14 protein-coding genes and 1 tRNA gene are annotated in these 18173 nt (G+C 53.7%); 7 read left to right on the top strand and 8 right to left on the bottom strand.

All coding sequences use genetic code 11. The features are described from left to right. Positions 1–314: 314 nt before the first annotated feature. Positions 315–1733, top strand: coding sequence for a glutamate--tRNA ligase (gltX, locus tag CWM52_RS25035; protein WP_100686527.1), 1419 nt, complete (start codon positions 315–317; stop codon positions 1731–1733). Between the two features lie 58 nt (positions 1734–1791). On the opposite strand, the gene CWM52_RS25040 is transcribed toward gltX, so the two are convergent. Then, positions 1792–2184: a YfeC-like transcriptional regulator gene (locus CWM52_RS25040; RefSeq protein ID WP_100686528.1), complete on the bottom strand. Its 393-nt coding sequence runs from the start codon at positions 2182–2184 to the stop codon at positions 1792–1794. Between the two features lie 4 nt (positions 2185–2188). Next, positions 2189–2542, bottom strand: a complete 354-nt coding sequence (locus CWM52_RS25045; protein ID WP_100686529.1) for a YfeC-like transcriptional regulator — start codon at positions 2540–2542, stop codon at positions 2189–2191. Positions 2543–2761: 219 nt separating this feature from the next. On the opposite strand from CWM52_RS25045, the gene CWM52_RS25050 reads away from it, so the two are divergent. Further along, a tRNA-Ala gene (locus CWM52_RS25050) sits at positions 2762–2837 on the top strand. Between the two features lie 210 nt (positions 2838–3047). Further along, positions 3048–5228: an EAL domain-containing protein gene (locus CWM52_RS25055; RefSeq protein ID WP_100686530.1), complete on the top strand. Its 2181-nt coding sequence runs from the start codon at positions 3048–3050 to the stop codon at positions 5226–5228. A gap of 40 nt (positions 5229–5268) precedes the next feature. Here the strand turns inward: CWM52_RS25055 and CWM52_RS25060 are convergent, their stop codons facing one another. Then, complete coding sequence (locus CWM52_RS25060) at positions 5269–6471, bottom strand: NupC/NupG family nucleoside CNT transporter (protein WP_100686531.1); 1203 nt, start codon at positions 6469–6471, stop codon at positions 5269–5271. Positions 6472–6828: 357 nt separating this feature from the next. On the opposite strand from CWM52_RS25060, the gene CWM52_RS25065 reads away from it, so the two are divergent. Further along, the gene (locus tag CWM52_RS25065) at positions 6829–8067 is read left to right on the top strand and encodes an Nramp family divalent metal transporter (protein WP_100686532.1); all 1239 of its coding nucleotides are present in this window, start codon (positions 6829–6831) and stop codon (positions 8065–8067) included. 49 nt (positions 8068–8116) lie between these two features. On the opposite strand, the gene CWM52_RS25070 is transcribed toward CWM52_RS25065, so the two are convergent. Together CWM52_RS25070 and mgrA are read right to left on the bottom strand one after the other, a co-directional pair. Next, positions 8117–8488: a DUF2502 domain-containing protein gene (locus CWM52_RS25070; protein ID WP_100686533.1), complete on the bottom strand. Its 372-nt coding sequence runs from the start codon at positions 8486–8488 to the stop codon at positions 8117–8119. A gap of 153 nt (positions 8489–8641) precedes the next feature. Continuing rightward, on the bottom strand, positions 8642–9634 hold the full coding sequence (gene mgrA, locus CWM52_RS25075) for an L-glyceraldehyde 3-phosphate reductase (protein WP_100686534.1): 993 nt from the start codon (positions 9632–9634) through the stop codon (positions 8642–8644). A gap of 178 nt (positions 9635–9812) precedes the next feature. Between mgrA and CWM52_RS25080 the strand changes: the two genes are divergently transcribed. Then, positions 9813–11474 carry an alpha-keto acid decarboxylase family protein gene (locus CWM52_RS25080; RefSeq protein WP_100686535.1) on the top strand — a complete coding sequence of 554 codons (1662 nt, stop codon included), beginning with the start codon at positions 9813–9815 and terminating at the stop codon, positions 11472–11474. On the opposite strand, the gene CWM52_RS25085 is transcribed toward CWM52_RS25080, so the two are convergent. After that, positions 11471–12706, bottom strand: coding sequence for an ion channel protein (locus CWM52_RS25085; protein ID WP_100686536.1), 1236 nt, complete (start codon positions 12704–12706; stop codon positions 11471–11473). The two genes, CWM52_RS25080 and CWM52_RS25085, sit on opposite strands and share 4 nt — an antisense overlap. Positions 12707–12970: 264 nt before the next feature. Between CWM52_RS25085 and glk the strand changes: the two genes are divergently transcribed. Further along, the gene (glk, locus tag CWM52_RS25090; protein ID WP_100686537.1) at positions 12971–13936 is read left to right on the top strand and encodes a glucokinase; all 966 of its coding nucleotides are present in this window, start codon (positions 12971–12973) and stop codon (positions 13934–13936) included. A 64-nt stretch (positions 13937–14000) separates the two neighbouring features. Here glk and CWM52_RS25095 read toward each other — a convergent pair whose 3' ends face one another. Both CWM52_RS25095 and CWM52_RS25100 read right to left on the bottom strand, forming a co-directional pair. Next, on the bottom strand, positions 14001–14744 hold the full coding sequence (locus tag CWM52_RS25095) for a LytR/AlgR family response regulator transcription factor (RefSeq protein WP_100686538.1): 744 nt from the start codon (positions 14742–14744) through the stop codon (positions 14001–14003). 11 nt (positions 14745–14755) lie between these two features. Then, positions 14756–16435 carry a sensor histidine kinase gene (locus CWM52_RS25100; protein ID WP_165785441.1) on the bottom strand — a complete coding sequence of 560 codons (1680 nt, stop codon included), beginning with the start codon at positions 16433–16435 and terminating at the stop codon, positions 14756–14758. Between the two features lie 397 nt (positions 16436–16832). Here CWM52_RS25100 and alaC point away from each other — a divergent pair, with 397 nt between their 5' ends. Beyond that, entirely contained in the window at positions 16833–18071 is a 1239-nt protein-coding gene (gene alaC, locus CWM52_RS25105) for an alanine transaminase (protein WP_100686540.1), read from the top strand. Positions 18072–18173: the final 102 nt, after the last annotated feature.

Genomic DNA, 18173 nt, shown 5'->3' on the forward strand with positions numbered 1-18173 from the left:
AACCGCCGACCCCCTCCTTGTAAGGGAGGTGCTCTCCCAGCTGAGCTAATCACCCCCGCTGTGTGGAGTCGCATTATAGGGAGAGTTGAAAATGAGTCAACGCCTTTTCTAAATAATTTGTTTGTTCGTCGTAAAATTAGCCAAAACGATCGCAAAAGCATCCGCGGAGCATGATTTATAAACAAAAATAGCAAAGCGTGACGTTCAGACCTGAACAACATTGAGGAATCAGCCCACGGTGTTAGAATATTCACCCATAAATACCCACGGACTCTGCCGGTTGTCGGCATCTTTATTAAACGTAAGGCCATTTCATGAAAATCAAAACTCGCTTCGCGCCCAGCCCGACAGGCTATCTGCACGTTGGCGGTGCGCGTACTGCTCTCTATTCCTGGCTTTTTGCTCGTCATAACGACGGTGAGTTTGTTCTGCGTATTGAAGACACCGATCTTGAACGCTCAACGCCGGAAGCAATTGAAGCCATCATGGATGGGATGAACTGGCTGAACCTGGAATGGGATGAAGGTCCGTACTTCCAGACCAAACGTTTTGACCGCTATAACGCCGTCATTGATGAAATGCTGGAAGCGGGTACCGCGTATAAATGCTATTGCTCCAAAGAGCGTCTGGATGCGCTGCGTGAAGAGCAGATGGCAAAGGGTGAAAAGCCGCGTTATGACGGACGCTGCCGCCACGGCCATGAACATCATGCCGATAATGAACCTTGCGTGGTGCGTTTTGCTAACCCGCAAGACGGATCTGTTATTTTTGACGACCAGATCCGTGGGCCAATCGAATTCAGCAACCAGGAACTTGACGATCTGATTATCCGTCGTACCGATGGTTCTCCGACCTACAACTTCTGTGTGGTTGTGGATGACTGGGATATGGAGATCACCCACGTGATCCGCGGTGAAGACCATATCAACAACACCCCGCGTCAGATCAACATCCTGAAAGCGCTGAACGCGCCGGTCCCGGTATATGCCCACGTTTCCATGATTAATGGTGATGACGGTAAGAAACTCTCCAAACGCCATGGCGCCGTGAGCGTGATGCAGTATCGTGATGATGGCTACCTGCCGGAAGCGCTACTGAACTACCTGGTGCGTCTGGGCTGGTCCAGCGGCGACCAGGAGATCTTCAGCCGCGAAGAGATGATCAAGCTGTTCTCCCTCGGCGCGGTCAGCAAATCGGCCAGCGCATTCAATACGGATAAACTGCTGTGGTTGAACCATCACTATATTAATTCGATGGCGCCGGAATACGTGGCGACCTATCTGCAGTGGCATATTGAGCAGGAAAATATCGACACCCGCAACGGCCCGCAGCTGGCTGAGCTGGTCACTCTGCTGGGTGAACGTTGCAAAACGCTGAAAGAGATGGCGGCAAGCTGCCGTTATTTCTACGAAGAATTTGACGCGTTTGATGCTGACGCCGCGAAGAAACACCTGCGTCCGGTGGCTCGTCAGCCGCTGGAAGTTGTGCGTGACAAACTGTCTGCTATCACAGACTGGACAGCAGAAAATGTTCACCACGCTATTCAGGCGACGGCGGATGAGCTGGAAGTCGGGATGGGTAAAGTCGGGATGCCGCTGCGCGTTGCGGTAACCGGGGCTGGTCAGTCGCCGGCGCTTGACGTTACGGTCCACGCTATCGGTAAATCCCGCAGCGTAGAACGTATCAATAAAGCGCTGACTTTTATTGCAGAACGCGAAAACCAGCAATCCTGATTCAGGTTTGCTCGTCGAAGCTTAACGAAACGGCAGGTTATATCCTGCCGTTTTTTACTTATTTCTGACTGGCAATACCGAGACGCGACAAGAACCCGCTGATTCCTTCACGGGCGAGAAGGTCCCGCAGGTGCTGTTGCTCTTCAATCGTCATAAGATGCAGCGTTTCGGCAATTTGCCGCCAGATAGCGCCCGCATCGTTAACAAAATAGTGGCTGGACGGTTCGGCCAACTGATGTTCCGTCAGCAGATGACGGAGTGCCGGAATATTGGCCAGAAAATCGAGGACTGTCTTATCAATAATGATGAGACGAGCGCGGCCACCCTTGACGCCGGGAATGCTCTCCGTGCGCCATTGTTGTTCTCTGACCCAGCGATTAATCGTTTGTCTGGCCAGCCCAAGGCAATCTGCCAGCTCTGCCGGCGTCATTTTATCTTTTAGTTTCATCATTATATTACTGGTCACGAATATCCAGCCGCTGGAGTAACCCGCGAATGCCTTCGCGCAGTAGCAGCGACATCAACTGTTTTTGTTCCCCGGGCGTCATCTCTTTACTGAGCGTCAGCAGCAAGGGTTCAAGGTCGTTTTCTGCCGGGGAATAAGAAGGGGAGGGTTCCGCCACGCGCTGTGCGCTGCGAATAAATTCTTTAACCTGGTCATTAACGTGGACGAGACGCGCCTTACCGCCCTGCACGCCGGGACGAGGTGATGTTTGCCATCCCTCTTTACGTACCCATTTATTGATCGTCTGCCGGCTGAACCCGGTAAGATGCGCAATTTCTTCAGGTGTCATTCGTTCCTTGAGCATACTATTTCCTGAGTAAAAATGTGGGAATTAGTTGCTCATGTTATAGCATCCTTTTACATGAAAGAGTGACATGTTTAACGTCTACCTGCGATAAGGCTCGCAATGTCAGCAAGTTGCCTGCTTTTTCAGCGATCAAATGGTGAGGATTCATTTTGCCGTTGACACCTGACGAAGGAATTCATATTATGCCGCCCGTCAACACGACACGTTTTACGGTTCGGGGCTATAGCTCAGCTGGGAGAGCGCTTGCATGGCATGCAAGAGGTCAGCGGTTCGATCCCGCTTAGCTCCACCAAATTCAGAACCCTCGCTACGGCGGGGGTTTTTTTTTATCATCGCGAATGTAAAGTACTTTCTGGTTAAGTCAGAAAACTTGCTGCTATCAGTATTCTGCGTAATTTAAGATTCTTCCCCAGGTTATTTCCTTGCCTGGATTTATTATCCCCTTTAGTATTTCTTTTATATAAAGCAGTATTGCCCAGCGCCGGAGTTTTCCTTAACAATAATGATTGCTAACTTTAACATTAATATCAGAAAAACGTTACTCGCGTTGGTTGTTTGTTTAATTTCGATCCCATTAGCCAGGTTTATTTCACCTCTGACTCTTGTCGACGGGAATCAGGTTTTTCTCGCCTGGTTGCCGTTAAGTATGATGTATGCGGTTATCTTTATTTTTGGCCGCTACGCAATCGCCCCATTAATCGTTTCTTTTGCGATTACTAATCATCTCATCCTTCCCCTGACGGCACTACAGTCGGTGCTGCTGCTATTTTGCCAGCTATTTTCAGTGCTGGTATCCTGCGCGATTGTCAGAATGCTGACTGGCAGAACCTGGCGCAGCGGGCTGACGGCCAGGTATATGGGGACATGGATTTTCTGGGGCGGTTTTTTTGCACCGGTGTTAATGAAACTGACGATGTATCTGGTTGGCGTGTTTTTCGCGTTCCCGTTGGCCATCTCTAGCTATTTCAAAGAGATGCCAGCCGTGTATACCATTATTGATATACAAAGCCTGATCAGCGCTGCATTAATATTTACCACTTTCTTTTATTATCCAATGCGGATGGTTATCAGTCCGCGTTACGCAAAATTATTCTGGCGACGCCATTGCCAGCCATGGTTTACCCGCGAGCGGCGGGCATTTACCCTGTACTGGTTTATGGCTCTGGGCGCCATATTGCTGGTGCTGTGCGCCCCCTATAATTCTGATTATATTGCAGGTTATTTAGTACCACTTATTTTCATTGTGTGTTTTATTGGTATTAGTCGACTAGGCCATGTATTAATTCGTATTTCCTGGTCTGTTTCGGCATTTTTACTCGTTGCCTATAATCGAAATTTTCTCCAGGGGGTACAGACTGAATACTCCCTGTCATTTGTTCTTTCCGTACTGATCTCATTCACCATCTGTTTGTTTTATATGGTTGATATTTACAGCCAGAATGAACGAATTAAGCTCAGATGGCGGGATCAGGCCCAGGAAGACCCGTTAACCGGGCTGCCGAACCTGCGCGCGCTGGAATGCTATCTGCGCCAGGATGCTGACTTCGTCATCAGCAGCTTACGGATCGCTAACCTCGACTTCCTCAGCCGTCATTACGGCATGATGATGCGGGTGCATTGCAAACAGCAAATTGCCAGCAAATTACGGCCGCTGCTGGGGGAAAGGGATGAACTCTTCCAGCTACCGGGGAGCGAGTTGTTACTGGTTTTAGACGGGCCCGATCCTTGCGCGCGACTGGGTCATATGGTGGCGATGCTGAATCACAAGAAATTTAGCTGGCACAATCAAACGCTGGATCTGGAATTTGGTGCGGCCTGGGCAAGACACCGCGGCAGCGAAGAAGAGCTTCACCCAATGCTGGGCCAACTGAGCTGGCTGTCAGAGCAGGCGGGGAATGGTCGCCAGGTGCTGGCACTGGATGCTGCGCAAGAGCAGGTTTCTGACCAGACCAGCGAGCAGGTTCGGATGTTGACCCAGGTGAAGCGGGCGCTGAATGAACGTGATCTGGTGCTGTATGCCCAGCCTATCCAGAATTCGGCGGGTGAGGGGTATCATGAAATCCTGACGCGGATGCGGTGTGGCAAGTCGATGATGATGCCGGACCAGTTTATTCCGCTGATTGTTCAGTTCAACCTGAGTCAGCGTTTTGACATGCTGGTGCTGGAAACGCTCTTCAGTATGCTGCACCGGTACCCAGGGCACCATTTTTCCGTTAATTTGCTGCCTTACACGTTGATGCAAAATGATGGCGCCGGGCAGATTATCGCCTTGTTTAAACGCTATCAGCTGTCGCCGGAGACCCTCACTATCGAGATTACCGAAGAGCAGGCGTTCAGCGATGCGGGAGAGAGTATGCATAATATTCAGCAGCTGCGGGATTTTGGCTGCGCTATCGCCATTGATGATTTTGGTACGGGCTATGCCAACTATGAACGGCTGAAGCGCCTACAGGCGGATATCGTCAAGATTGACGGCTGTTTTGTCCGCGATCTCGAGAACGAGCCGCTGGATGTGATTATGATTAAATCCATTATTGAAGTCGCGAAGGTTAAAAACCTGACGGTGGTGGCGGAGTACGTCGAGACGGAAGAGCAAAAAGAGAGACTGCTGGCATTAGGCGTCGACTATTTGCAGGGATATTTAATCGGCAAACCGCGGCCGCTCAGCGATCTGCGGACGTAAAAAAGCCGGGCGAGCCCGGCTTTTTCATCATCTTGTGCGCTTACAGAACCAGTGCGGCGATAGATGCTGAGAGCACGCTCACCAGCGTCGAACCGTAAACCAGCTTCAGCCCAAAGCGGGAAACCACATTACCCTGTTCTTCGTTGAGGCCTTTGATCGCCCCGGCAATAATCCCGATAGAGGAGAAGTTGGCGAAAGAGACCAGGAAGACAGAAATAATGCCTTCAGCGCGCGGAGAGAGCGTGCTGGCAATTTTCTGCAGATCCATCATCGCCACAAATTCGTTCGAAACCAGTTTGGTGGCCATAATACTGCCCACCTGCAGCGCTTCCCCTGCCGGTACGCCCATGACCCAGGCAACCGGATAGAAGATGTAGCCAAGGATCCCCTGGAAGGAGATGCTGTAGCCAAACCAGCCGGTAACGGTAGCAAACAGGGCGTTCAGCGCGGAGATCAAGGCGATGAAGCCGATCAGCATGGCGGCAACGATAATGGCAACTTTAAAGCCCGCCAGAATGTATTCACCCAGCATTTCAAAGAAGCTCTGACCTTCATGCAGGTTGGACATCTGCAGATTTTCTTCTTTTTCTTCAACGCGGTACGGGTTAATCAGCGACAGGACAATAAAGGTACTGAACATGTTGAGCACCAGCGCAGCCACGACATATTTAGGCTGCAGCATCGTCATGTATGCACCGACGATAGACATGGAAACGGTCGACATCGCGGTCGCAGCCATGGTGTACATCCGGTTGCGCGACATTTTGCCCAGAATATCTTTATAGGCAATAAAGTTTTCTGACTGGCCCAGAATCAGGGAACTGACGGCGTTGAATGATTCCAGTTTGCCCATGCCGTTAATTTTGGACAGCACGGTACCAATGGCGCGAATGACGACAGGCAGGACGCGAATATGCTGCAAAATACCGATCAGCGCAGAGATAAAGACGATAGGGCAGAGAACTTTCAGGAAGAAGAAAGCCAGGCCTTTGTCATTCATATTACCGAAAACGAAGTTGGTCCCTTCGTTGGCAAAGCCGAGAAGTTTTTCGAACATCTCGGAGAAGCCTTTCACAAAACCCAGACCGATATCAGAGTTCAGGAAGAACCATGCCAGCAAAACTTCAATGACAAGTAATTGAATAACATAACGAATGCGAATTTGGTTACGGTTATGACTGACCAGAAGAGCCAGTATAGCCACCACTACGATCGCGAGGATAAAATGCAAGACGCGGTCCATATTTGCTCCAAATATGAGGCAGGTTAGATTTCTGTGCACATTCTATGTAACAAGACCAAAGAAAACGAGATCAAATTAACACTATTGCAATGAACTGTGACCAATCGCCAAATTAGTGATCAAACATACATTTTTGTTATGTAGCGTAAAGGTTTTAAAAGTTGCTTAGATTGTACTAATCTGTGAACCGGCGAGATGCGAATTCATCAATGCCACTTCAATGCCACTTTTTTCGTTGTTAGCCGCTATCGTTCCCGCCTATCAAAGCAATAATGATCATCTTTCCAAATGAACTTGATAATCATTCGCATTTTGATAACATAAAACATAGCAAAGGCTATATTTCAGAGGCAGAAAATGACTAGCAGTCGCGTTGAGAATAGCAGCGGTCGCGCAGCGCGCAAGATGAAGCTCGCATTGATGGGGCCTGCGTTCATTGCTGCCATTGGATATATCGATCCCGGCAACTTCGCCACCAATATTCAGGCGGGCGCCAGCTTTGGCTATCAACTGCTGTGGGTGGTGGTATGGGCAAATCTGATGGCGATGCTGATTCAGGTGCTATCGGCAAAGCTCGGTATTGCTACGGGTAAGAATCTGGCGGAACAGATTCGCGATCACTATCCGCGTCCGGTGGTGTGGTTTTACTGGGTACAGGCGGAAATTATCGCCATGGCGACCGACCTCGCCGAATTTATTGGCGCAGCTATTGGTTTTAAGCTGATTCTTGGCGTGTCGTTACTGCAGGGAGCGGTATTAACCGGGATTGCCACCTTCTTGATCCTGATGCTGCAGCGTCGCGGACAAAAGCCGCTGGAAAAAGCGATCGGCGGTTTACTGTTGTTTGTTGCCGTCGCCTACATTGTGGAACTGATTTTCTCCCAACCGGCGCTGGCGCCGCTGGCGAAAGGGATGATTATCCCGAGTTTGCCGAACGGTGAAGCCGTGTTCCTGGCCGCCGGTGTGCTCGGCGCGACGATCATGCCACACGTCATCTATTTACACTCGTCGTTAACGCAGAATCTGCACGATGGTACGCGCAAAGAGCGTTATCACGCCACCCGTTGGGACGTTGCGATTGCGATGACCATTGCCGGGTTTGTTAACCTGGCGATGATGGCCACCGCCGCTGCGGCATTTCACTTTAACGGCCACACCGGGATTGCCGACCTCGATCAGGCATATTTGACGCTGGAACCGCTGTTAAGTCACGCGGCTGCGACTATCTTTGGCCTGAGTCTGGTGGCCGCTGGTTTGTCATCGACGGTGGTGGGAACGCTGGCAGGACAGGTCGTTATGCAGGGCTTTATTCGCTTCCATATTCCGCTGTGGTTTCGTCGTGCGGTCACGATGCTGCCTTCGTTTATTGTCATTATGATGGGGCTGGACCCGACGAGAATTCTGGTGATGAGCCAGGTGCTGCTGAGTTTTGGTATCGCCCTGGCGCTGGTCCCGCTGCTGATTTTCACCAGTAATTCACAGCTGATGGGGGATTTGGTCAATACCCCGTGGGTGAAGCGCACGGGGTGGGTGATTGTCGGCATCGTGGTATTGCTCAATGGCTGGCTACTGGTCGGCACGATCTTCGGGCTGTAATCACGTCGACAGTCATGAAAAAGGGGAGCCAACTGGCTCCCCGATTTGATTAATGATGGCCATGACCGTGGCCGGGACCGCCGCCCGGCCCGCGTCCCCAACCGCCCGGTCCGCGACCCCAGTCGCCGCGTCGGTCGTCGCGGTCATTCCAGCCCTCGCGATAGCCGCGTTCGTAGGCTTTACGTTTATCCCAGCCGCGATGCCAGCCGTTATCGTGACGTCGCCAGCGGTTATCACGCCATTCATAGTGACGACGCCAGTAATCACGGTCGCGCCAGCCGCCACCGTCCCAGTAGTTACCGTAATTATCACGATCGCCTATTTGTAATTTTACAGATGGCAGCAGGGTGATCTCTCCGGCATTTGCGACCAGTGGTGCTGAGACCAAAAGCACCGCAGCCAGAATCAGTGACCTGAACATACTCTTCTCCTTCACGATCGGGGCCTGAGCGCCGGATGATAGTGGCGCTCATTGGGCCTGTTAACGTGATATTACGAGGCGGTAAAGCCCCGCCGCATTGGATGAACTCCTAAATCGCGGATAAGAGCACTTTTTGCTAAAGCGAAATGGTGTTTACGCCGCAAGGATTGCGTCGATTGCCGCGCACTCTTCTGCGCTGAAATGACGATGAGCCAGCATGCCCACGGCATCATCAAGCTGTGCGGTTTTGCTGGCGCCAATCAGAACTGAAGTCACTTTCTCCGCGCGTAAAACCCAGGCCAGCGCCATCTGAGAGAGCTTTTGCCCACGGGCCTCAGCCAGCGCATTCAGCCGACGAACCTTCTCGAGCTTCGCCTCGGTTAACTGTTCCGCTTGCAGGAAACGGCTGCTGCTGGCGGCGCGGGAGTCTGCCGGAATGCCGTGCAGATAGCGGTCGGTGAGTTGACCGCCAGCCAGCGGTGAAAACGCGATGCTGCCCACGCCTTCAGCCTGCAGAAAATCGAGTAGTCCATCCTCAACCCAGCGTTCGAGCATGGAATATTTAGGCTGATGAATCAGACATGGCGTCCCGAGGTCATTGAGAATGCGCACCGCTTCGGCTGCCTGCGCGAGCGGATAGTTGGAAAGCCCGACATACAGCGCTTTGCCCTGGCGCACGAGATGGTCCAGCGCGCGCATGGTTTCCTGTAACGGTGTTTCGGGATCCGGGCGGTGATGATAGAAGATATCAACGTACTCCAGCCCCATACGCTTCAGGCTTTGATCGAGGCTGGCGACCAGGTATTTACGCGATCCCCAGTCGCCATAGGGGCCGTCCCACATGGTGTAACCGGCTTTACTGGAGATAATCAGTTCATCGCGCCAGGGTAAAAAGTCCTCCCGCAGGATCCGGCCAAAATGGCTTTCCGCCGAGCCCGGAGGCGGCCCGTAATTGTTGGCTAAATCAAAATGGGTTATGCCAAGATCGAAGGCGTGTCGCAGCAGTTGACGGCTGGTTTCCACCCGCGTTTCGTCGCCAAAATTGTGCCAGAGGCCGAGGGAAATGGCCGGTAGCTTTAATCCGCTCCGGCCACAACGGCGGTATTCCATCGTCTGATATCGTGCCGCATTTGCCTGGTAAACCATACTTTCCTCCGCAGACAGGACAGGTTGTGTATACGTTTACACTAAAGAATATTCAGCGTGGAGTACACACTTCAAAGGCGTAAATTTTGCTTTCCACCCCGATTATCGACCGCTATCTGGACAGTTGGATCGCTTATTCAATACTCAGATCACCTGCAACGGGAAGAGGAGTATGGAGATGCAACCGACTTACACCATTGGCGATTATCTGCTGGATCGTCTGGTAGATTGCGGCATAGACCGCTTGTTTGGCGTACCTGGCGATTACAATTTACAATTCCTCGACCGTGTTATCGCGCACCAGGCGTTGGGATGGGTTGGCTGCGCGAATGAGCTGAATGCGGCCTATGCCGCCGACGGGTATGCGCGCATCAAAGGCGCCGGGGCGCTGTTGACGACCTACGGTGTCGGTGAGCTGAGTGCGCTTAACGGCGTGGCCGGCAGCTATGCGGAACATATTCCGGTACTGCATATCGTCGGCGCGCCTTGCTCCGGGGCCCAGCAGCGCGGAGAACTTCTGCACCATACGCTGGGAGATGGTGACTTCACGCACTTTGCGCGGATGAGCGAACAGATCACCTGCACCCAGGCTACGCTGACGGCGGGGAATGCTTGCCACGAAATCGATCGCGTGCTGAGCGAGATGCTCACCCACCATCGTCCCGGTTATTTGATGTTAGCCGCCGATGTAGCGAAAGCAAAAGCGACGCCGCCCGCTCGTCGTCTGGCGATCGAAGGGCCGCCTGCCGATGAGAATCAGCTGGCCGGGTTTCGTGAACATGCCGGGCAGATGCTGCGCAGCAGCCGTCAGGTATCGTTGCTGGCGGATTTCCTCGCCCAGCGCTATGGCCTGCAGAATACGCTACGGATGTGGGTGGCGAAAACGCCGATTGCCTGTGCCACGATGCTGATGGGAAAAGGGTTGTTTGATGAGCAGCAGCCTGGTTTTGTTGGCACCTATAGCGGGATCGCCAGCGCGCCACAAACGCGTGCGGCCATTGAAAATGCCGATACCATCATCTGTGTAGGAACCCGCTTCACCGACACCATTACCGCCGGATTTACCCAACATTTACCCCTTGAACGCACGATTGAAATTCAGCCCTTTGCCGTCAGAGTGGGCGACCACTGGTTTAGCCGCATCCCGATGGATCAAGCCCTTAATGAGTTAATGATTCTGTCCGCCAGCCTGTCAGCAGAGTGGAAGCTGCCAGACTGCTCTGCGCCGAAGGTGGAAAGCATGACGGGCGGCAACCTCACGCAGGGGAGTTTCTGGAGTACCGTACAAGAGCAGCTGCGTCCCGGGGATATCATTCTTGCCGATCAGGGAACCGCGGCTTTTGGCGTTGCGGCGCTCAGGCTTCCCTCAGACGCCACCCTGCTGGTCCAGCCGCTGTGGGGATCGATAGGATTTACCTTACCGGCCGCCTATGGCGCACAAACCGCAGCGCCGGGCAGACGGGTGGTGCTGATCGTGGGCGACGGGGCAGCCCAGCTGACGATTCAGGAGCTGGGGTCGATGCTACGCGATAAACAGCACCCGCTGATCCTGTTGCTTAATAACGAAGGTTATACGGTTGAACGAGCGATTCACGGCCCCGAGCAGCGGTATAACGATATTGCGCTGTGGGACTGGAACCGCTTGCCGGGAGCCTTTGCCCCTGATGTCCCTTCCCGATGCTGGCGCGTGACGCACACGGAAGAGCTTGCGGAGGCGATGGCCAGCAGTATTGGATCCGATAAGCTGACGCTGGTGGAGGTCATGCTGCCCAAAATGGATATACCCGACTTCCTGCGCGCGGTAACCCAGGCTCTGGAGGAGCGAAACAGCCGCGTTTAGTCGTTTCGTCGCCTGGCTATCATCATAGGCTTCCCGGCCAACAGCAGCCAGGCCGGGAGCATCACAATACACAGCAGCGGCAGCAGCGTCGTATCCGGGACGACGACCGCGGCCATAAACAGGCTGAGCCAGCCATCGCGGGTAACGACCAGCATCATGCCCAGAATAGCGCAAGAGACCGTGATGGCGGCCGGAACGGTATCAACGTGCGCGTGCAGCATTAAACCGAGCGCCACGCCGACGAAAACCGCGGGGAAAATGCGCCCGCCGCGAAAACCACTGGCGGCGGCGATGACCAGCGCTGCCAGCTTCACCAGCGCTATCAGCAAAAAGTCGCCGGCCGTCAGGGTCTGGTCCACGGCGATTTGCTGCATCTCCTCCAGCCCTTTAAACAACGTAATATGTCCGCCTGCGGCGCCGAGAATCCCCAGCAGCAGGCCACCGAGGCCTAACGTCAGCACCGGATTTTTCAGGCGGTTCATCAACGCATGCAGTCGCGGCAGGCACCAGACGGCCACCATTCCTACGGCAATGGCGATAAGCGTCACGATAGCGCCGCTGAAGATATCAACGACGTGCATTTGCGGATAAACGGGGATGGGCAGCGAGAAACGGGGATGGAAGAACAGATCGGTGGTCAGGGCGCCCGCCGCCGCCGCCAGCAGGGGAGCGAACAACCGGTCCCACAGCGGCACATCGTGACTGCCGTTGAGGGTTTGCGAAAAAATTAACGCGGCGGCCACCGGGGTGCCAAACAGCGCGCCGATGGTGCCGGAGGCGGCAAGAATGGTCCAGTCCAGCGAACTGACGCGGGGGAACAGGTGAGAGCCGATCGCGACGGCAAGGGCGATATTCATTACCATGACCGGATGCTCAGGCCCGAGGCTGACTCCGCCAGCGAGACCTAATACCAGCGCGGCGACCAGGCCCGGTAGCGCGCCGGTGCTGATGGGGGCGCCAATTAACGATTCGGTGGCCGGGTCCGGCCCGGCATGCCCGGGGCTAAAACGGACCACCAGACCCACGGCGATACCGGTCAGCGTGAGTACGGCGATAGTCCATAACGGCCCGCTGGCTTCAATGCCTAAACCCGTCGGCACGCTGGACCAGATAACATGCTGCAATATGGCTGCAATCTTCATCGTCACAATCAATACCAGACTGGAAGCGATACCGATAATCACGGCGGGTATCGATAACAACAGCATCGTTCTGGCGCGTGGATGCAGCATGAAATATTTCCTTTTAAAGGTCGTGAAGCCCGATTTTGTCTGTGCCCCTGCGGGGCGTCGATGCAAATGATGCTGAAACGAGAAACGGACGGTTATGCCTGACGATCTTACCGTGCGTTGAGCATCATTTTGCACAGGTTACAACCCAAATGTGATATAGGTCGCTAAATTGTGGGCACTTATATGTTGGTCGTTGTTGTTAAGGCATCATGAATTTACAGTGTGCCAAAAGAATCATTTTGACTTTAGTGGAGCCGTAACGGAATGACAAAATTTGCTTTAGTAGGAGACGTCGGCGGAACCAATGCCCGTCTGGCATTATGCGATATTGCAAACGGGGAGATTTCCCGGGCAAAAACCTATTCCGGGCTCGATTACCCCAGTCTTGAAGCCGTTGTCCGCGTCTACCTTGACGAGCAGGGCGTTGAGGTTGAAGACGGTTGCATCGCCATCGCCTGTCCGATCACCGGTGACTGGGTGGCGATGACCAACCACACGTGGGCCTTTTCCATCGCCGAGATGAAAAAGAACCTCGGTTTTTCCCATCTGGAGATCATCAACGATTTTACCGCGGTATCGATGGCGATCCCGATGCTGAAGGCTGAGCACCTGATTCAGTTTGGCGGCACAACGCCGGTGGAAGGAAAACCTATCGCCGTTTACGGCGCAGGTACCGGCCTGGGCGTTGCGCACCTGGTGCATGTCGACAAACGCTGGGTGAGTCTGCCGGGCGAAGGGGGACACGTTGATTTCGCGCCGAACAGCGAAGAAGAGGGGATTATCCTCGAAGAGCTGCGCGCAGAGCTGGGGCATGTCTCTGCCGAGCGCGTGCTATCCGGTCCGGGGCTGGTTTATCTGTATCGGGCGATAGTGAAATCAGATGGCCGCCTGCCGGAAAATCTCCAGCCGAAAGATGTGACCGAACGCGCGCTCGCCGACAGCTGCATCGATTGCCGTCGCGCGCTGTCGTTGTTCTGCGTGATTATGGGGCGCTTTGGCGGCAACCTGGCGCTGACGTTGGCCACCTTCGGCGGCGTGTATATTGCTGGCGGCATCGTCCCGCGTTTCCTGGAGTTCTTTAAAGCTTCTGGTTTCCGCGGCGGGTTTGAAGACAAAGGGCGCTTTAAAGCCTTCGTCCAGGATATTCCGGTCTACCTGATCGTGCACGATAATCCGGGCCTGCTGGGTTCCGGGGCGCATCTGCGCCAGACGCTTGGGCAGATTCTCTAACCTTGTCATCGTCAGCCCGTTCCGGCGCAGCCGTGCGCGGGCGACTCTCTTCAGCATAGCCCTGCTACAGATGCATAAGCTGGCGAAATTCTTTGACCTTGCTGCGGCTGACCGGCACCTGAAACTCCAGATCGCGTAAGCGCAGAATATAGGTATTGTTGAACCAGGGCTCAATCTCGCGAATTTTATTCAGGTTCACGCAGTATGAGCGGTGGCAGCGGAAGAAGTGCGCTGGCGGCAGCTTGCCGCAAAACTCCGTAATGTTCATTGGCATCACGAATGATTCCCGCCGGGTATAGACAAAGGTCATTTTTTCGTGGGCTTCCGCATAGTAAATATCGTGAATACTGGTCACGATAATTCGCTCATCTTTTATGAGATTGATCGTGTCATTTTCCCGCTGCGGATTGGTCGTCGTCCCGGTCTGGCTGCCTGTCTGCTGCTGTAGCTGCCAGGCGCTGGTCAGCTTTTGCAGCATGTTAATGATGCGTGATTCCTGGTACGGCTTCAGAATGTAGTCGAACGCTTCCAGTTCAAAGGCCTCCACCGCGTGCTCTTTCCAGGCGGTGATAAACACAATAAACGGTTTATGCGCGAACTGGCTGATATTTTGCGCCAGCAGGACGCCGTCCAGCGAAGGGATGTTGATGTCGAGAAAAATGGCATCAACCTTGTTGTGCTGCAGGAACTTCAGCACGTCCAGCCCGTCGTCGAACGTCCCGACAATCTCCATCTGGCTGTGGGTGTTAATTAACCATGTGAGCTCCTGCTGCGCCGGGAACTCGTCTTCAACTATGATGACTTTCATTTTTTCTCCGTTCATGGCAACAGAGACACCGCAGTGGTCTGGGAGACAAGCTTGTTAGGCACGTAGAACGCAATCTCGGTTCCCGGATTCATGCGGCGGATGTGCAGCCCTTCGCCATACAGTAATTTTACCCGATGGTGCACGTTGAGCAGACCGATTTTATTCCCCGGCATTTCATCCGCCTCCACCCGCGCGATCACGGCAGGATCGATACCATTTCCGGTATCGCGAACGCTAATCCGCACCCGATTACCGCACTCGTTGATGCCGAGGGTGACGACGCCTTTGCCTTTGCACGGCTGGATCCCGTGGACAATGGCATTTTCCACCAGCGGCTGAATCAGCAGGCTCGGTATCACGCAGCTGACTTCATCGTCGATGTCGTAGATAACGGTGAGCTTATCGCCGAAGCGCGCCTGTTCGATGGCAATATAATCCTTGATTTGGTACAGCTCTCTTTTGATATCAATCTGTTCGTCGTCTTTTAATTCAATGTTATAGCGTAAATAGCGCGACAAATTAAAAATAAGCTGACGGGCGGTATCCGGATTCATGCGGATCGAGGATGAAATCGCATTGAGGGCGTTAAAGAGAAAGTGCGGGTTGATTTTGCTCTGGAGGGCGCGCAGTTCGGCTTTGTTGGCCATTTCCCGCAGCTGTTCCGCCCGTGAGACCTCCAGCTGAGTGGAGATGATTTGCGACAGACCGACGGCCATCTCCTGCAGGGACGAGGTGATGCGGTGGGCGTGGCAGTAATAAATTTTCAGCGTGCCGGTCACCACGCCTTTCTCCCGTAGCGGAATGACCAGCATGGAGTGAATCTCCGGCGTTCTGTAAGCCTCATCATTGTTTTTAATAATGATTTTTCCGCTTTCGATCGCCTGGCGCGTGGTGGGGCTGATGTCATCATCACTATCGTGATAGTTGCTTTCGCCAAATCCGACGTAGGCCAGAACCCGATCGGTGGTGGTGATGGCCACCGCGTCGGCGTTGATATCGCGGCGAATGATGTCGCACACCTGGCGCAGGGATTCGCTGTTGACATGACGGAAGAGCGGCAGCGTTTTGTTGGCGATATCCAGCGCCAGTTTTGCCTGGCGCGCGGCGCTGGCCTCCTTTTCACCCTCGACGCTCTGGACCAGCAGCACGATAAAACCGATACAGACGCTGCCAAGGATCATCGGGATCCCGATTTTGGAGACGATATCGAGGCCCAGCGAAAACGACGGCGCCCAAAAGACCACGAGGATCATGGTTAACGTTTCGCAGAGCATCCCGGCGAGAATCCCGATCTTCCAGCGCTGAGCCTTCGGCACTTTGCGATTAATCAGCCCTGACAGCAACCCGGCAACAATGCTGGTGATAAAGCAGGGGATAGCGGTTACACCATCAATATCAATAAGGTAACGATGTACACCGGCAATGGCCCCAACGATAGCTCCGACCCAGGGGCCAAACAAAATCCCCCCGGACATCACTGCGATAATCCGCACGTTGACCAGAGAACCCTCTACCGGCACGCCAGACCAGGTGCTGAACAGGGCAAACAGGGAAAAAATGGCGATAACCGCCAGCAGCTCTTTCGGTGTATGCGCAGATTTATGCAGTAGCTCGCGAAACAGGCGCAGACGGATTAGGAAAAAAAGGCAAATCAGCATGAGTGCCGCGCGGTCGAAAACCGCCAGCAGCATTGTAAATATTTCGTGCATGGGTGCGCCGTGTCTATCGCGGGAAAGCAACATCATAAAAAACCTGGCGACAGAAGGCCAGCGAAGCGTCGAACAGGGAAAAGTCACACGAAAAAAAGGGATTGATAGCCGGGCCAGCGCCGACATGATGAGTGGGAGATAAATGATAAAAACAGGTAAATTAATAGATATTAATATGTTGCACCTAATTTTCGTGGCGGCTAAATCGAGGATATCCGCCGTCGGATGTCATTAGCCTGATGCCCGCATTTTTCGCCGGCGATTATTTTTTTCTCACCCTCTCGACAGCATCATTTTTTTCGGGTTATTTTCTAAGCTCGTCGCAAACGCGACAGCGTCGCTCGGACGGTCCGGGCGCTAACGTTACTCTGAGGAATCTATGACTGCATCCAGTCCTGAACGCCGTTTTACACGTATCGATCGTCTGCCCCCTTACGTTTTTAATATTACAGCTGAGCTGAAAATGGCTGCGCGTCGGCGCGGTGAAGATATTATCGATTTCAGCATGGGCAACCCGGACGGCGCGACGCCGCCGCATATCGTTGAAAAACTTTGCACCGTTGCCCAGCGTCCTGATACGCACGGTTACTCCACCTCCCGCGGTATTCCTCGCCTGCGCCGCGCCATTTCGCGTTGGTATCAGGATCGCTACAACGTTGAGATCGATCCGGAATCGGAAGCGATTGTCACCATTGGTTCAAAAGAGGGGCTGGCGCATCTGATGCTGGCGACGCTGGATCATGGCGACACGGTGCTGGTGCCTAACCCCAGCTACCCGATCCACATCTACGGCGCGGTGATTGCCGGTGCGCAGGTGCGTTCCGTGCCGCTGGTGGAAGGCGTTGATTTCTTCAACGAGCTGGAGCGGGCGATTCGCGAAAGCTACCCGAAACCGAAAATGATGATCCTCGGTTTCCCGTCCAACCCGACCGCGCAGTGCGTCGAACTGGAATTTTTTGAAAAAGTGGTCGCGCTGGCGAAGCGTTACGATGTGCTGGTGGTACACGATCTGGCCTATGCCGACATCGTTTATGATGGCTGGAAGGCCCCTTCAATTATGGAAGTTCCCGGCGCGCGTGATGTGGCCGTGGAGTTCTTTACCCTCTCCAAAAGCTACAACATGGCCGGCTGGCGTATCGGCTTTATGGTCGGTAATAAAACGCTGGTCAATGCATTGGCGCGTATTAAAAGCTATCACGATTATGGCACCTTCACCCCCTTGCAGGTCGCGGCAATTGCGGCGCTGGAAGGCGACCAGCAGTGCGTTCGTGATATCGCCGAACAGTACAAGCGCCGTCGCGATGTGCTGGTTAAAGGGCTGCATGAAGCGGGCTGGATGGTCGAGTGTCCGAAGGCATCGATGTACGTTTGGGCGAAGATCCCCGATCAGTATGCGGCGCTGGGCTCGCTGGAGTTTGCGAAAAAGCTGCTGCATGACGCAAAAGTATGCGTTTCGCCGGGTATCGGCTTCGGCGATTACGGTGATACCCATGTGCGCTTTGCGCTTATCGAAAACCGCGATCGTATCCGCCAGGCCATTCGCGGGATCAAATCGATGTTTCGCGCCGACGGGCTGTTGCCTGCATCGGGTAAGTCAGCCGGTGAAAGCCTCGAATAACGGCGAAGCCAGGAACAGCACCAACAAAAAACGGGAGCCGCTGGCTCTAATGCCAGTCAGTTAAGCAACTGACTGGCCCTTTTTCGGGGCTGTGGGGTATTT

The sequence above is a fragment of the Raoultella sp. T31 genome (assembly GCF_002806725.1).
Taxonomy (GTDB): domain Bacteria; phylum Pseudomonadota; class Gammaproteobacteria; order Enterobacterales; family Enterobacteriaceae; genus Klebsiella; species Klebsiella electrica.

What these genes read in the sequence shown, in the direction of transcription:
- gltX (WP_100686527.1), top strand. Translation starts at nt 315, where the DNA reads ATGAAAATCAAAACTCGCTTCGCGCCCAGCCCGACAGGCTATCTGCAC.
- CWM52_RS25040 (WP_100686528.1), bottom strand. Translation starts at nt 2,184, where the DNA reads ATGATGAAACTAAAAGATAAAATGACGCCGGCAGAGCTGGCAGATTGC.
- CWM52_RS25045 (WP_100686529.1), bottom strand. Translation starts at nt 2,542, where the DNA reads ATGCTCAAGGAACGAATGACACCTGAAGAAATTGCGCATCTTACCGGG.
- CWM52_RS25055 (WP_100686530.1), top strand. Translation starts at nt 3,048, where the DNA reads ATGATTGCTAACTTTAACATTAATATCAGAAAAACGTTACTCGCGTTG.
- CWM52_RS25060 (WP_100686531.1), bottom strand. Translation starts at nt 6,471, where the DNA reads ATGGACCGCGTCTTGCATTTTATCCTCGCGATCGTAGTGGTGGCTATA.
- CWM52_RS25065 (WP_100686532.1), top strand. Translation starts at nt 6,829, where the DNA reads ATGACTAGCAGTCGCGTTGAGAATAGCAGCGGTCGCGCAGCGCGCAAG.
- CWM52_RS25070 (WP_100686533.1), bottom strand. Translation starts at nt 8,488, where the DNA reads ATGTTCAGGTCACTGATTCTGGCTGCGGTGCTTTTGGTCTCAGCACCA.
- mgrA (WP_100686534.1), bottom strand. Translation starts at nt 9,634, where the DNA reads ATGGTTTACCAGGCAAATGCGGCACGATATCAGACGATGGAATACCGC.
- CWM52_RS25080 (WP_100686535.1), top strand. Translation starts at nt 9,813, where the DNA reads ATGCAACCGACTTACACCATTGGCGATTATCTGCTGGATCGTCTGGTA.
- CWM52_RS25085 (WP_100686536.1), bottom strand. Translation starts at nt 12,706, where the DNA reads ATGCTGCATCCACGCGCCAGAACGATGCTGTTGTTATCGATACCCGCC.
- glk (WP_100686537.1), top strand. Translation starts at nt 12,971, where the DNA reads ATGACAAAATTTGCTTTAGTAGGAGACGTCGGCGGAACCAATGCCCGT.
- CWM52_RS25095 (WP_100686538.1), bottom strand. Translation starts at nt 14,744, where the DNA reads ATGAAAGTCATCATAGTTGAAGACGAGTTCCCGGCGCAGCAGGAGCTC.
- CWM52_RS25100 (WP_165785441.1), bottom strand. Translation starts at nt 16,435, where the DNA reads ATGCTGCTGGCGGTTTTCGACCGCGCGGCACTCATGCTGATTTGCCTT.
- alaC (WP_100686540.1), top strand. Translation starts at nt 16,833, where the DNA reads ATGACTGCATCCAGTCCTGAACGCCGTTTTACACGTATCGATCGTCTG.